The organism is Tessaracoccus aquimaris (assembly GCF_001997345.1).
In the GTDB taxonomy this organism is placed as follows: Bacteria; Actinomycetota; Actinomycetes; order Propionibacteriales; family Propionibacteriaceae; genus Arachnia; species Arachnia aquimaris.
This window is the reverse complement of sequence record NZ_CP019606.1, coordinates 3679542-3692727: the sequence shown is the minus strand read 5'-3', so window position 1 is coordinate 3692727 and position 13186 is coordinate 3679542. Positions and strand designations below refer to the sequence as shown.

At 68.8% G+C, this 13186-nt stretch carries 12 protein-coding genes; 6 read left to right on the top strand and 6 right to left on the bottom strand.

The genetic code is table 11. The features are described from left to right. The first annotated feature begins 71 nt into the window (after positions 1 to 71). Positions 72 to 425 carry a hypothetical protein gene (locus tag BW730_RS16775; protein ID WP_077687268.1) on the top strand — a complete coding sequence of 118 codons (354 nt, stop codon included), beginning with the start codon at positions 72 to 74 and terminating at the stop codon, positions 423 to 425. Here the strand turns inward: BW730_RS16775 and BW730_RS16770 are convergent. The 5 genes from BW730_RS16770 to BW730_RS16750 form a co-directional block, all read right to left on the bottom strand. After that, positions 422 to 1054 carry a DUF1707 SHOCT-like domain-containing protein gene (locus tag BW730_RS16770; protein ID WP_077687267.1) on the bottom strand — a complete coding sequence of 211 codons (633 nt, stop codon included), beginning with the start codon at positions 1052 to 1054 and terminating at the stop codon, positions 422 to 424. The genes BW730_RS16775 and BW730_RS16770 overlap by 4 nt on opposite strands. 81 nt (positions 1055 to 1135) lie before the next feature. Further along, entirely contained in the window at positions 1136 to 3703 is a 2568-nt protein-coding gene (gene clpB / locus BW730_RS16765) for an ATP-dependent chaperone ClpB (protein ID WP_077687266.1), read from the bottom strand. Positions 3704 to 3834: 131 nt separating this feature from the next. Beyond that, positions 3835 to 5253, bottom strand: coding sequence for an FtsX-like permease family protein (locus tag BW730_RS16760; protein WP_077687265.1), 1419 nt, complete (start codon positions 5251 to 5253; stop codon positions 3835 to 3837). Positions 5254 to 5256: 3 nt separating this feature from the next. After that, complete coding sequence (locus BW730_RS16755; RefSeq protein ID WP_077687264.1) at positions 5257 to 6060, bottom strand: ABC transporter ATP-binding protein; 804 nt, start codon at positions 6058 to 6060, stop codon at positions 5257 to 5259. A gap of 14 nt (positions 6061 to 6074) precedes the next feature. Further along, positions 6075 to 6755 (bottom strand): response regulator, encoded by a 681-nt coding sequence (locus BW730_RS16750; protein ID WP_077687263.1) that lies wholly within the window; start codon positions 6753 to 6755, stop codon positions 6075 to 6077. Positions 6756 to 6901: 146 nt separating this feature from the next. On the opposite strand from BW730_RS16750, the gene BW730_RS18340 reads away from it, so the two are divergent. The 5 genes from BW730_RS18340 (at position 6902) to BW730_RS16730 (ending at position 11836) form a co-directional block, all read left to right on the top strand. Further along, positions 6902 to 7945, top strand: a complete 1044-nt coding sequence (locus tag BW730_RS18340; protein WP_145952943.1) for a sensor histidine kinase — start codon at positions 6902 to 6904, stop codon at positions 7943 to 7945. Next, positions 7834 to 9114, top strand: coding sequence for a sensor histidine kinase (locus tag BW730_RS18335; RefSeq protein ID WP_158522716.1), 1281 nt, complete (start codon positions 7834 to 7836; stop codon positions 9112 to 9114). The genes BW730_RS18340 and BW730_RS18335 overlap by 112 nt, the downstream gene beginning before the upstream one ends. A gap of 19 nt (positions 9115 to 9133) precedes the next feature. After that, positions 9134 to 9517 carry an MmcQ/YjbR family DNA-binding protein gene (locus BW730_RS16740; RefSeq protein WP_077687262.1) on the top strand — a complete coding sequence of 128 codons (384 nt, stop codon included), beginning with the start codon at positions 9134 to 9136 and terminating at the stop codon, positions 9515 to 9517. Positions 9518 to 9584: 67 nt separating this feature from the next. Continuing rightward, positions 9585 to 10610, top strand: a complete 1026-nt coding sequence (tdh, locus tag BW730_RS16735) for an L-threonine 3-dehydrogenase (protein WP_077687261.1) — start codon at positions 9585 to 9587, stop codon at positions 10608 to 10610. Between the two features lie 38 nt (positions 10611 to 10648). Next, positions 10649 to 11836 carry a glycine C-acetyltransferase gene (locus BW730_RS16730; RefSeq protein ID WP_418082022.1) on the top strand — a complete coding sequence of 396 codons (1188 nt, stop codon included), beginning with the start codon at positions 10649 to 10651 and terminating at the stop codon, positions 11834 to 11836. Between the two features lie 25 nt (positions 11837 to 11861). Here BW730_RS16730 and BW730_RS16725 read toward each other — a convergent pair whose 3' ends face one another. Continuing rightward, a complete protein-coding gene (locus tag BW730_RS16725) occupies positions 11862 to 13160 on the bottom strand; it encodes an alpha-L-fucosidase (protein ID WP_077687260.1) in 1299 nt (432 codons plus the stop codon). Positions 13161 to 13186 lie beyond the last annotated feature (26 nt).

Below are 13186 nucleotides of genomic sequence, written 5' to 3'. Positions count from 1 at the left end.
TCAATGGGTCGAAACGCCCCCACGGCGCTGGCCGGCGCGGTAGTTTCCCGAGGAGAACGGGAGGTTCACCGATGGCCTATGAGATCGCGATCTTCGACGCCGCCGCCGCACCACGGGTCGACGACGACGAGTTCCTGGCGTGGTACTCCGCGCAGTTGACCCCGGACGACGACCCCGACATCGGGACCGTCGGCATGCGGATCTGGTTCTCCGACTTTTCGCAGGACTTTCCCGCCACGAACGGTCCATACGCCGACGCGAAGGACGGGACGACGCGCTACGAGTTCGGCAGGACCATGACGCGCGCCTTCTGCCCCGACGGCGACGCCAAGAAGGCGGCCGCCGACGCCCGCGCGATCGCGGGTAAGAACGCGGTCGGGTACTTCAACCCCAACCCGGGCGACCTGCGGCTGTTCTTCCCTTAGGAGCCCAGTTCGCGGTTCATGGCACGCACGGTCATGGTGGCCGTGTACAGGTCCGCCCCCGTGAGTTGGCGGTAGCGCCTGATCGCGGCGACCTCCCCTGCGCTCTGTAGCGCGAGGATCACCTCGTCGCGCTCCGAGTAGGTCAGCGGCCGGGGAGGCGCGGCGGGGGCCTGCGTCACCTGGCGCCGCTGGTGCAGGCTCGGCCAGATCACCCACAGCCAGATGGCCATCGCAGGCACGAGAAACCACAGCCGCCCGCTCGCCCCACCGGCGATGACGAGCGCGGGGATGATCATCCACCACTGCGCGAACCACGGGCGGACCGCCTCTGCCTGTTGCACGTCCTGGCTCGGCTCGCCCCACGTGGCGGGCGTCGAGGTCGGCGTCGTGTAGCCCGCGTCGAGCCCGTAGGGATCGCCGTAGCCGCCCTCGTACGGGGACGGCGCGCTGCCAGGCAGGTCGTAGAACAGGGCGCTCAGCTCGGAGGCCGTCCTCGCCTCCAGGGCCTTGCCCATCCGGTCGTTGAACTCGTCGGTGCTGAGCCGGCCGGCGGCGTGATGGTTCTGCAGTTCCGTGACCGCCGCTTCGCGCTCCGAGTCACCAATGCGTATGTTGTCGTCGCCAACCATTGCTCAAGCGTACCCGCAAGGGGTCCGGACGCGATGGGCAAGGGCCCGCGGCGAGTGCCGCGGGCCCTTGGTGCGGGTGTCCTAGACGAGTTCGATGCCGTCGCCGACCTTGTCGAAGTGGACGACCTGGCCCTCCTCGATTTCGCCCGCCAGCAGCGCGCGCGCCAACTGGTCCTCGATGGTGCTCTGCACCAGGCGTCGCAACGGCCGTGCGCCGTAGACCGGGTCGAATCCGACCTCCGCGAGCCAGTGCCGTGCTGCGTCGGTCACCTCGAGGGTGATGCGCCGCTCGGCAAGCCGCTTGTTGAGCTTCGCGATCTGGATCTCGACGATCCTGCCCAGGTCCTCCGGCGACAGCGGCTCGAACAGCACGATGTCGTCGAGGCGGTTCAGGAACTCCGGACGGAACGCCTGCCGGACGACGCCCATCACCGAGTTCTTCTTGTTCTCGGGGTCGAGCAGCGGGTCGGCCATGAACTGACTGCCCAGGTTCGAGGTCAGGATCAGCAGCGTGTTGCGGAAGTCGACCGTGCGGCCCTGACCGTCGGTCAGGCGGCCGTCGTCGAGGACCTGGAGCAGGATGTTGAACAGGTCCGGGTGCGCCTTCTCCACCTCGTCGAGCAGGATCACCGAGTAGGGGCGGCGACGCACGGCCTCCGTGAGTTGGCCGCCCTCCTCGTAGCCGACATAGCCGGGAGGGGCGCCGACCAGCCGGGCCACCGAGTGCTTCTCGGAGTACTCCGACATGTCGATGCGCACCAGAGCGGTCTCATCGTCGAACAGGAAGTCGGCGAGCGACTTGGCCAGCTCCGTCTTGCCGACGCCGGTCGGGCCGAGGAACAGGAACGAGCCGATGGGCCGGTTCGGGTCCGAGATGCCTGCCCTGGAGCGGCGGACGGCGTCCGAGACGGCCTTGACGGCCTCTCGCTGCCCGATCAGGCGCGAGCCGATCCGCTGCTCCATGTCGAGCAGCTTCTCCGACTCGCCCTGGAGCAGCCTGCCGACAGGCACGCCGGTCCACGCCGAGACCACCTCTGCGATGTCGCTTGCGCCGACCTCCTCGGAGACCATCGACGGCACGTTGTCTGTCTCCTCAGCGTCGGCGATCTCCTTCTCGACCTTCGGGATGTCGCCGTACAGGATGGTCGAGGCGCGCGTCAGGTCTCCCTCACGCTGGGCCTTGTCGGCCTCGACGCGCAACTCGTCCATCTTCTTCTTCAGGTCGCCGACCTTGTTCAGCGTCGACTTCTCCGACTCCCAGCTCGCCTCCATGCCGCGCAGCTTCTCCTCGGAGTCGGCGAGCTCGGCCCTCAGGTGCTCGAGGCGCTCCTTGGACGCGGCGTCGGTCTCCTTCTCGAGGGCGAACTTCTCCATCGTCATCCGGTCGACCTCGCGACGCAGCATGTCGATGTCCTCCGGGGAGGAGTCGATCTCCATCCGCAGCCGCGACGCCGCCTCGTCGACAAGGTCGATGGCCTTGTCGGGGAGCTGCCTGTTGGTGATGTAGCGGTTCGACAGCGAGGCGGCCGCGACGAGGGCCGAGTCGGTGATCCGCACCTTGTGGTGCGCCTCGTACCGCTCCCGCAGCCCGCGAAGGATGGCGACGGTGTCCTCGACGGTGGGCTCGCCTACGTAGACCTGCTGGAAGCGGCGCTCAAGCGCGGGATCCTTCTCGATCCGCTCGCGGTACTCGTCGAGCGTGGTCGCGCCGATCATCCGCAGCTCACCGCGGGCGAGCATCGGCTTGAGCATGTTGCCCGCATCCATCGCGCCCTCGCCGGAGGCACCCGCCCCGACCACCGTGTGCAGTTCGTCGATGAAGGTGACGATCTGCCCGTCGGACTCCTTGATCTCGTTGAGGACGGCCTTGAGGCGCTCCTCGAACTCGCCGCGGTACTTGGCGCCCGCGACCATCGACGCGAGGTCGAGGGAGACGAGGCGGCGGTTCTTCAGCGAGTCGGGCACGTCACCCGCGACGAGGCGCTGCGCGAGCCCCTCTACGACCGCCGTCTTGCCGACGCCTGGCTCGCCGATCAGCACCGGGTTGTTCTTGGTGCGCCGGGCGAGCACCTGCACGACCCGACGGATCTCCGAGTCGCGGCCGATGACGGGGTCGAGCTTGCCTTCACGGGCACGCTCGGTCATGTCGACGGAGTACTTCTCCAGCACCGACTCGCCGCCCTCCGACTCGGCGGAGGTGACGCGCTTGCCCCCGCGCGAGGCCTCGAAGGCCTTCGTCAGCTCTTCGGGGGTGGCGTTGGCCTTGTCGAGGATGGTCTTGGCGGCCGAGGGGATCATGGCCAGCGCGATGAGCAGGTGTTCGGTGGCGACGAAGCTGTCGCCCATCTCGTCCGCGAGGGTCTCCGCCTGGGCGAGGACGCGCGCCAGCGGCCCGCTGATGGCGGGCTGGCTGACCGAACTGCCGGAGGTCGATGGGAGCTTGTCGATGGCCTGGACGGCCGCGTTGTCGACCACCGCAGGGTCGGCACCGACCGCCTTGAGCAGCGCGCCGACGGTGTTGTCAGGGGTCAGCAGCAGCCCGTGCAGCAGGTGCTCGGGTTCGGTGTTGGGGTTGCCCTTCGTGAGGGCCTGGCGTACCGCCGCCGTGACGGCGTCGCGCGACTTGGTCGTTAGCCTTTCGGTGTTCATGTCTCTGGTGCTCTCCTGATGAGATCTGATTTTCAAAGTTGAGTCTACGACACTCAACGTTGAGAACCGACAGTGTATTCCCCTCAACGGTAGGCCCAGACGCTCCGACAAGGGCGGCTTCCATCAGGTCGCTACTGCCCCACCATTGCGGCAACGACGCGGGGCTCCGGCTGTCCGAGGGCACGCAGCGTCGGCAGATAGGTCGCCGCCACGAGCACGAGGGTGGTGCCGAGCACGGCGACCAGCCAGGCCGACACCGGCACCGACAGCGCTGGCGTATAGCCCGCCTGGCTGAACGACAGCGCGAGATAGCCAGCCATCACCGCATACGCGAGCAGCCCGAGCATCGTGGAGGTAACGGTCAGGATCAGGGCCTCCAGCACGGCCATCCGCTGCCGCTGGCCGGGGGTCGCGCCCGTGATGCCGAGCAGCGCCAGTTCGGCGTCACGCCGCTTGCTCATCATGAAGACATTGCCGACGGCGCCCGCCAGCGCGATCGCAAGCGCCGGGCCGACGAGGCTGAGCACCGCGCCGAGGTTCGCCTTGTCGAGCGTCACGACGCCCCCGGGGAACTCGTTGATCAGCGACGTGGCGTAGATGGTCGGGAAGATCGACAGCAGCCCGAACATCAGGCCGACGGTGAAGATGACGGGCACCGCCGAGCGCGCGAACTGCGCCCCGCGCGCGGCAAGGTTCAGCCTGGTCAGCGTCCAGGCGGGGTCCGGGATGGGCAGGATCCGCGTCCACGCCTGCGTCAGCGGCCCGATCAGCAGCGGTGCGAGCAACGAGACCACCACCACAAACACCATCAGCGCGACGATGGACAGTTGCAGCAGCGTGCTGACCGTCTCGCTGGTGCGCGCCGACGCGATGGGGCCGATCGCGGCGAACAGGCCGATCAGAAGCAACCCGCCGAGGATCGCGAAGACCCAGCGCACGGGACGCATCCGGAACTCGGTGCCCCCGCTTGCCTGCCGGAGCGCCTCGACGGGGGTAACGGCCGCGGCCCGCCGCGCCTGCGAGTAGCCGCCGATCAGGGCGACCGCCACCACGCCCAGGTTGGCCAGCAGCATCTGGCCAAGGGCGTAGACGGGTGCCGGCTTTGCGATCTCGAGCCCGGACTCGACGCCCGTGGTGAGGAAGCCGAGGTACGGGTCAAGGGTGACGAGCGCGATCACATCGGCGATCACGGCGCAGGCGAGCGAGACCGCGGCCAGTTGCACCAGGACCGAGGCGATCACCTGCCGCGGCGAGGCCCCCGCGAGGGCTAGCCGGGCGAGGGCACCCCTGCGCGAGTCGACCACCATCCTGGCTCCGCCGGAAATCACCACCAGGGCGACGATGGCGGAGAAGACGTAGTTGGTGATGGGTGCCGCCGTGAACTCGGCGCTGTCGTTGAGGGCCAGTTGGCCGGAACCGACGGCCGCCCACCCGGAGGCGAGCACGAGGGAACTGTTGGCAAACGACAGGTTCGTCACGATGAACGTCAGGCTGACACCGAGCCAGGCGGGCCAGGAGTCGCGCAGTTCGGCCAGGTACACGCGCCACACGGCTCAGTCCTCCGTCTGGCTGAGGTCGGCGAGCACCGCAGAGACCTCTTCGATTGTCGCTCCCGTCAGTTCGCCCGCGAGTCTGCCGTCGCGCAGGAACAGCACCCGGTCGCAGGCCGCCGCGACCGACGGGTCGTGCGTCACGATCAGTCCGCAACTGTCGCTCTGGTGCGCGATCTGGACCAGTTCCTGCAGCACCACGTCGCCGGTGCGTGAGTCGAGGGCGCCGGTCGGCTCGTCGGCGAAGAGCACCTGGGGGCGCTGCGCGAGGACTCGCGCGAGGGCGACGCGCTGCTGCTCGCCTCCCGACATCGACGGCGGGCGGGCGTCCATCCGGTCGGCGAGGCCGACGGTGGTCAACGTCTGGTCGATCAGCGCGGTGGGCGCCTTTGCCTTGTTCAGCGTGTAGGGCAGCGCCACGTTCTGGCGGGCCGTCAGCGTCGGGATCAGGTTGTAGGACTGGAACACGAAGCCGACCGACGTGCGGCGCATCCGCGCCAGGTCGGCTCGCGATAGCGGCCCGAGTTCCTTGCCCGCCAACGAGACGGCGCCCGAGGTCGGCTCCTCGAGCCCGGCCAGGCAATACAACAGCGTCGACTTGCCGGACCCGGACGGGCCCATCACCGCCACCAGTTCGCCCTCCTCGACCGCGAGGGATACCCCGTGCAGGATCTCGAGGGTGTCGTCGCCGACCTGGTAGGCCTTGTGGACGGCGTCGGCTGTGATCCGCGGGCGACCCGTTGGGCTACCCAGGTTCCCGGCGGCTGGTGCTTCTTTGCGTTGCAGTTCGTCGAGTTCTCTAGGCATTGGGTCTCCAGGGTCTATCGGGCGGGCTGCCCGGACGGTCGGTGGGGATCGACGAGGCGGAGCTGGATCGCCTTGACGAGGATCTGGGTGCGCGAGGTGACGCCGAGCTTCTCGCCGACGTGCGCCAGGTACTGCTTGACTGAGCCCTCGGACAGGTGCATGTTGCGCGCGATCTGCCGGTTGGTGAGGCCGTGCGTCAGCCATTCGAGCAGTTCCTTCTCGCGCGGGGTGAGCGAGATCTCGGGCTGCGCCGGGAGTTGGTCGGCGACGATGGTGTCCACCAGTTGGCGGCGCACCGTCGAGGAAAGCGGCATGTCGCCGCGCAGCGCCTGCTGGATGCCCGCGAGGAGCTGTTCGGGGCGGGAGTCCTTCAACAGGTAGCCCGCTGCGCCCGCCCGCAGCGCGGCAACGATGTAGTTGCGGGTGCCGAACGTGGTGAGCGCAAGCACGCACGCGTCCGGCTGCTTCTCGCAGATCTCCCGCGTCGCCTGCACGCCGTTCATCGGGGCCATCTGGAGGTCCATCAGCACGATGTCGGGCAGGAACCGGCCAAACATGGTGACGCCCTCACCGCCCTCCTTCGCCTCCGCGACGACCTGATACCCCGGATCGGCACTCAACAAGGCCCGGAACGCGCTGCGCACCAGCGACTCATCGTCGACGATGAGCACGCGAACGGGCGTTGGGATGGGCATCTGTTCATTCTTTGTCACGGTCCTGACCCTTCCAAGTTCACTTCCGGCCAACGGAAGGCCAGATGACACACCCCCAGGGGTGGTGCGACTGCAGTCAGGGCAACACTCTAAGGTGGGCGCAGCGGCTGCGGAGAGAGGGGGACACCGTGGCGATCCAGGGCACCTCTGGCGTTGTCGGGTGGATCATTCCCCTCGTCAAGGTCACCATCGTGTCCCTGCTCGTGCTCGGCGGCGGGATCTCGTTCCCGTTCTTCGCGTCCGACATGGAGTCGCTGCTGTCGACGCTCGAGACGCTCTCGGCGGTCCTGTGCCTCTGGTGGCCGGGCCTCGGGGCGCTGATCTCGGTCCCGTTGCTGGTGGTGGCCCCCCACTACGCCCACTTCGGCCTCGGCCTGGTGGCGATGGGCTTCACGGCCGTGATGGCCGCCATCCGGTGGCGCCCGCGCGGCGTGGTCGCGTTGGCCGCGATCCACCTGAGCTTCGTGCTCTACGACAGCGTGATCGTCAAGCTGCCGATCCGCACCATGGCCGTGGTCGCCGCGTTGGCGCTCTGCTATGCCGTGGGGCTCTGGATCCGCACCTGGCTCGGCAACCAGGCCCTCGGCGAGAACCAGATCGAGGCGCTGAGCAGGCGCACCGCCCTGGCGCGCGAGGAGGAACGCACGGCGCTAGCGGGCGAACTCGCCTCGCTGCTGGTGCGCAACCTGAACGACACCACGCGCGCGCTGGAGCGCGCAGGCCGCGACCCCGACCCCGAGAACGCCCGCCACATCCTCAGCCGGGTCGGAGACGAGTCCCGCTCAGCCCTTGCCCGGCTGCGACTGCTGGTGACGACTCTGCGTGCCCCCGCCAACGCCGCCGACGCCGTGAGCCTGGCCGCAGCCATCGAGTGGTTCGAGGACGAACTGGTCTCGCACGGCTTCGAGGTGGAGATCGAGGGGTCGGACGGCATCGGCTCGCGCGATGTCGCCTCGGTGGTGTCGGGCTTCCTGCGGATGGGCGCGGAGGCCATCGTCGCGTCCGCTCCCCCGGGTGCCGTGTGCACCCTCGAGGTCGACACCGGAGCGCCCCTCACGCTGTGCCTGACCTGTGCCGGCCTGTCCCCGACGATCTGCACCGCGCGGGTCGCGTCGAGGAGCAGGCCTCCGCCGCCGGCGGCGCCCTCGAGATCACCGATCTCCAAGGCATGACCGCCCGCTTGACGCTCGGAGCCACCGTCCAAGCGCCGAGGCGACGGCACCCGCTCGCCTCGCTCGGGCAGGACCAGCAGGTGCTCGGTGTGCTGAGCGCCGCCGGCGCGGTGCTCGCACTCCTGGTGCTCGGCTTCAGCCTGTTCAACGGCCTCGACTGGACCGGCGACCTGCAGTGGTTGGTGGTGTGCGTCGGCATCCTGGTAGCCGTCTGGCGGCCGTGGCTCGGTGCGCTGATCCTGCTGGTCGAGGTGGTCCTGTCCTCCCTGATGCCGGGCGAGACGCTCTGGGCGTTCACGCAGCCGACGATCGCCGCCTCTGCACTGACCGTCATCGTGGTGTCGAGGCTGCCGCTGACGCTTCCGCTGGTCGCCATCGGCTGGATGGTCCTGGTCGAGACAACGACCTGGCCGTCGCAACTGAGGCTCATCGACACCGTCCCGCTGGCGCTGCCGTCGGTGCTCGGCGGGATCGGCGTCTACTTCTTCCGCACCGTGCGACTGCGCCAACTCGAAGAGGTGTCCCGGCTCGCCCGGGAGCGCGACGAGGCGCGGATGGAGGAGCGCCGCCAACTCGCCTCCGAACTGCACGACATCGTCGCGCACCAACTGTCGCTGATCGCGATGCACCTGACCCCGAGCGCCATGGAGCCCGAACGGATCTCCTCGACGGTTGCGCACCTGAGCCGCACCACCGAGAGCGCCCGCAACGACCTGTCGACGCTCGTCCACTCGCTGCGCTCCGGACAGTCGAGCGACGCGGGCGCCATGACGATCACCGCCACCACGCACGCCGTCACGGCGACGCTCGAGGATGCAGGGCACCCGGTGCGCCTCGTGGTCAACCCGGAGATCGACCGGCTCGACGCCACCAGCCAGAAGACCCTCGCGCGGATCGTGCGGGAGGCGGCGACCAACGCGATGCGCTACTCCCCGAAGGGCTCACCCGTCGACATCACGCTTGGCGTCGACGACGCGGGCGCGCACGTACAGGTGATCAACCAGCTTCCGGCGCAGGCGCGCGTCGACCCGAACTCGACCGGAAGCGGGCTGCTCGGCCTGCGGGAACGCGTCGAGCTGACCAACGGGTCGTTCGCGGCAGGCGAGGTCGACGCGCACTGGGTCGTGGAGGCGGACGTCCCGACAAGCGACGTCACGCTCTCCACCTGACCTGTGGCACCCTGACCCCATGGCGAAACGCGAACGGCCCGAGGTCCCGGACCAGCTCGCGGACCGGGTGCGAGCCGTGATGGCGACGCTGCCCGAGACCCGCGAGGAGGACGCCTGGGTCGGCGTCAGGTGGCGGGTCGGGTCGTCGACGGTCGCACACCTGTTCGGAGGCGAGGATCAGCAGTTCCGGATCGTGCTGCGCGGGCAGAGCGCCGACGTCGTCGCCTTCGAGCACCTGGGCCATCCCTACTTCCGCGCGGGGTGGGGCTCCGATGTGATCGGCCTGATCCTCGACGCGGACACCGACTGGGTCGAGGTCGCCGAACTGCTCACCGAGTCCTACTGCATCCAGGCCCCCGCCCGTCTCGTCGGGCAACTGGACCTTCCCGACAACGACGACTGAACCGCGTCGCTCACCGTCACTGCACCCCGGGGCCGCCAAGTCGCGCTGGCGTGCAAGTATTGATCCTATGTTGGCCCTTGCGAAGACGCGACCCGGCCCTGGGCTGGAACTGATCGACGTCCCGACCCCGACCCCCTCGCCGACGGAGGTGCTGATCCGCGTCAGCCGCACCGGCATCTGCGGCACCGACCTGCACATCGCGACGTGGGACGGCTGGGCCGAGAAGACAGTCACCACCCCGCGCATCATCGGCCACGAGTTCTGCGGGCACATCGTCGAACTCGGTTCCTCCGTCACGGGCCTGGAGGTCGGCCAGTTCGTCTCCGGCGAGGGACACTACGTGTGCGGCAGGTGCCGCGCGTGCCTGGCGGGCAGACGGCACCTGTGCCGCAACACCCGCGGAATCGGGTACCACGTCGACGGCGCCTTCGCCGAGTACTTCGCGATGCCCGCCGCCAACGTCTGGGTGCACCCGCAGGACGCCGACCCGGACGTCGCCGCCATCTTCGACCCGTTCGGCAACGCGGTGCACGCCGCGCTGCAGTTCCCGGCCCTCGCCGAGGACGTGCTGGTCAGCGGCGCCGGCCCGATCGGGATCATGGCCGCCCTTGTCGCCAAGTTCCAGGGCGCCCGCAACGTCGTCATCACCGACCTGAGCGACGAGCGCCTCGAACTGGCCCGCTCGCTCGGCCTGACCTCCACCGTCAACGTCGGTCGCGAGTCGCTCTCCGACGTCTACGACCGGTTCTCGATGCGGGAGGGCTTCGACATCGGCCTGGAGATGTCGGGCTCCGGGGTCGCGTTGACGACCATGATCAACAACATGACCCACGGCGGCAGGATCGCCCTGCTCGGCACCCCGACCCGGGAACTGACCGTCGACTTCTCCACCATCATCTTCAACATGTTGACCATCCAGGGCGTCACGGGCCGCCAGATCTTCGAGACCTGGTACGCGATGAGCTCGCTGCTGCGCTCCGGCCTCGACATCTCGGGCGTCATCACGCACCGCTTCCCGGCACGAGAGTTCGAGCAGGCGTTCGCCGTGGCGGGCGACGGGCGCTCCGGCAAGGTCATCATGACCTGGGACTGACACAGCAGGCATCCACCGACACCACCAGAGGAGCAGGCATGGACATCATCGAGCAGATCAACGGCGAACTGGCCCAACTGCGCAGCGACGGCCTCTACAAGGAGGAGGCGCCGCTGACCACGGCCCAGTCGACCCACGTGGGGACGCTCGGGGGTGAGGTCATCAACCTGTGCGCCAACAACTATCTGGGCCTCGCCGACTCACCTGTGCTGATCGAGGCGGCCAAGGACGCCCTCGACAGGTGGGGCTTCGGGATGGCGTCGGTCCGCTTCATCTGCGGCACGCAGACCCAGCACAAGGAACTCGAGTCGGCGCTCACCTCGTTCCTGCGGCTCGGCGCCGACGGCTTCGACACCATCTTGTACTCGTCGTGCTTCGACGCCAACGGCGGCCTGTTCGAGACGCTGCTCGGGGCCGAGGACGCGATCATCTCCGACGAGCTGAACCACGCCTCCATCATCGACGGCGTCCGGCTGTCGAAGGCGCAGCGCTACCGCTACCACAACCGCGACCTCGACGACCTTCGCCGCCAACTGGAGGCGGCCGCCGGGGCGCGGCACCGGCTGATCGCCACCGACGGCGTGTTCTCGATGGACGGCTACGTCGCGCCGCTCGACGAGATCTGCGCGATCGCCGACGAGTACGACGCCCTCGTGATGGTCGACGACTCGCACGCGGTCGGCTTCATGGGGGCGACGGGCGCAGGGACCCCCGAGCTGTTCGGGGTCACCGACCGCGTCGACATCCTGACGGGAACCCTCGGCAAGGCCCTCGGCGGCGCGTCGGGCGGCTTCACGTGCGCTCGGGCCCCGATGGTGGAACTGCTGCGCCAGCGTTCCCGCCCGTACCTGTTCAGCAACTCGCTCGCCCCGTCCATCACGGCGGCGTCGATGGCGGTGCTCGACCTGATCGGCTCGCACCCCGAACTGCTGGACCGGCTGCGCGAGAACACGGCCTACTTCCGGCGTCGGATCGTCGAGGAGGGCTTCGAGGTGCCCAAGTCGGATCACCCGATCGTGCCCGTGATGCTCGGCGACGCGGTGCTCGCGGCCAAGATGGCCGACGCGATCCTGGCCCGTGGCGTCTACGTCCGTGCGTTCAGCTACCCGGTGGTGCCGAAGGGGAAGGCGCGGATCCGCACCCAGTTGTCCGCGACGATGACCCGCGACGACCTGGACACGGCGATCGCCGCCTTCGTGGCCGCCCGCGACGAGGTCTCCGCCTGAGGAGACGCCGCCGCCTCGAGGGCGCTCAGCCGCGGCGCACGCTCACCACGGTGGCGCGCTCGTCCGGCATGGCGTAGGTGAACGCCGGGTCGTCGTCCCCCCAGCTCACGAAGGCGATGTCGGGATAGGCCTCGATCAGCCAGGACTCGGCCCGCTCGACAGGCTTGGAGTCGATCACGATCTCCTCGATGGTGTCGGTGTCGACCCCCACCAGCGCCAGCGGCCCGATGGGCTGCTCAAGGACGTGTGCGTACAGCATGTCGTCGCGGCAGGTGTAGTAGCCCCACTCAGGCTTGGCGATCCCCGCGCGCCCGGCGCCGTAGATGCTGTCGCCGTTGGTGCGCAGCCACTGGCCGACGTCCTCCAGGATGCGCAGTTCGACGCCGGAGATCCGGCCGTCGCGGTCGGGGCCGATGTTGAGGAGCAGGTTGCCGCCCTTGCTGACGACCTCGATCAGCTTGCGGATGATGGTCTGGCTCGACTTGAACGCGTGGTCGCCGCGGAACCATCCCCAGTGGTTGTTGAACGTCATGCAGGCCTCCCACGGGATCGGCGAGCCCGCCTGGTCGAGGATCCCCTCGGCCGGGATCAGTTGCTCGGGTGAGACGAAGTCGCCCGCCCACGGCTTCGGCTCCGGCTCGGCGATCGAGCCGAAGCTGCCGCCGTTTGCCTCGAGCCGGTTGTTGATCAGGATGTCTGGCTGCAGCTCACGGATCATCTCGACGAGTTCGCGCGCCCGCCACTTCTCGCCCGACATGTCGTCATAGGAGAAGTCGAACCACACCAGGTCGAGCGAGCCGTAGTTGCTCATCACCTCGCGGACCTGGGCGTGCAGGAACTCCAGGTAGCGGTCCCAGTCGTGCTCGGCGTCGCGGTAGGCCTCGTCGTGGCGGTGCGGGTGGTTGAGGTCGCCGTGGGCGGGGTAGTCGGGGTGCGACCAGTCGATCAGCGAGAAGTAGACGCCGACCTTGATGCCGCGGGCGCGGAAGGCCGCCAGGAACTCGGCGAGCAGGTCGCGCCCGAAGCCGTTGCTCATCACGCCGGAGATGGCGTGCCGGCTGTCGAACAGGCAGAACCCGTCGTGATGCTTCACGGTCAGCACCGCGTAGCGCATCCCCGCCTTCTCCGCGGCGTCCGCCCAGCGCTCTGCGTCGAAGCCGTGGGGCTGGAACCCGTCGATGAACGGCTGGTACGCCTCCCTCGGCAACTCCTCGTGCGAGCGCTGCCACTCCCCTCGTCCGGCCACCGAGTACGGGCCCCAGTGGATGAACATGCCGAAGCGGTCCTGCTGGAACCACCGCGAGCGGGCAAAGCGATCAGACATGAAACTCTCTTCTGTGTGTGGAGGGC

Bases quoted from the DNA above. Each gene is read 5' to 3' on its own strand.
- BW730_RS16775 (WP_077687268.1), top strand. From the start codon at position 72: ATGGCCTATGAGATCGCGATCTTCGACGCCGCCGCCGCACCACGGGTC.
- BW730_RS16770 (WP_077687267.1), bottom strand. From the start codon at position 1,054: ATGGTTGGCGACGACAACATACGCATTGGTGACTCGGAGCGCGAAGCG.
- clpB (WP_077687266.1), bottom strand. From the start codon at position 3,703: ATGAACACCGAAAGGCTAACGACCAAGTCGCGCGACGCCGTCACGGCG.
- BW730_RS16755 (WP_077687264.1), bottom strand. From the start codon at position 6,060: ATGCCTAGAGAACTCGACGAACTGCAACGCAAAGAAGCACCAGCCGCC.
- BW730_RS16750 (WP_077687263.1), bottom strand. From the start codon at position 6,755: ATGCCCATCCCAACGCCCGTTCGCGTGCTCATCGTCGACGATGAGTCG.
- BW730_RS16740 (WP_077687262.1), top strand. From the start codon at position 9,134: ATGGCGAAACGCGAACGGCCCGAGGTCCCGGACCAGCTCGCGGACCGG.
- tdh (WP_077687261.1), top strand. From the start codon at position 9,585: ATGTTGGCCCTTGCGAAGACGCGACCCGGCCCTGGGCTGGAACTGATC.
- BW730_RS16730 (WP_418082022.1), top strand. From the start codon at position 10,649: ATGGACATCATCGAGCAGATCAACGGCGAACTGGCCCAACTGCGCAGC.
- BW730_RS16725 (WP_077687260.1), bottom strand. From the start codon at position 13,160: ATGTCTGATCGCTTTGCCCGCTCGCGGTGGTTCCAGCAGGACCGCTTC.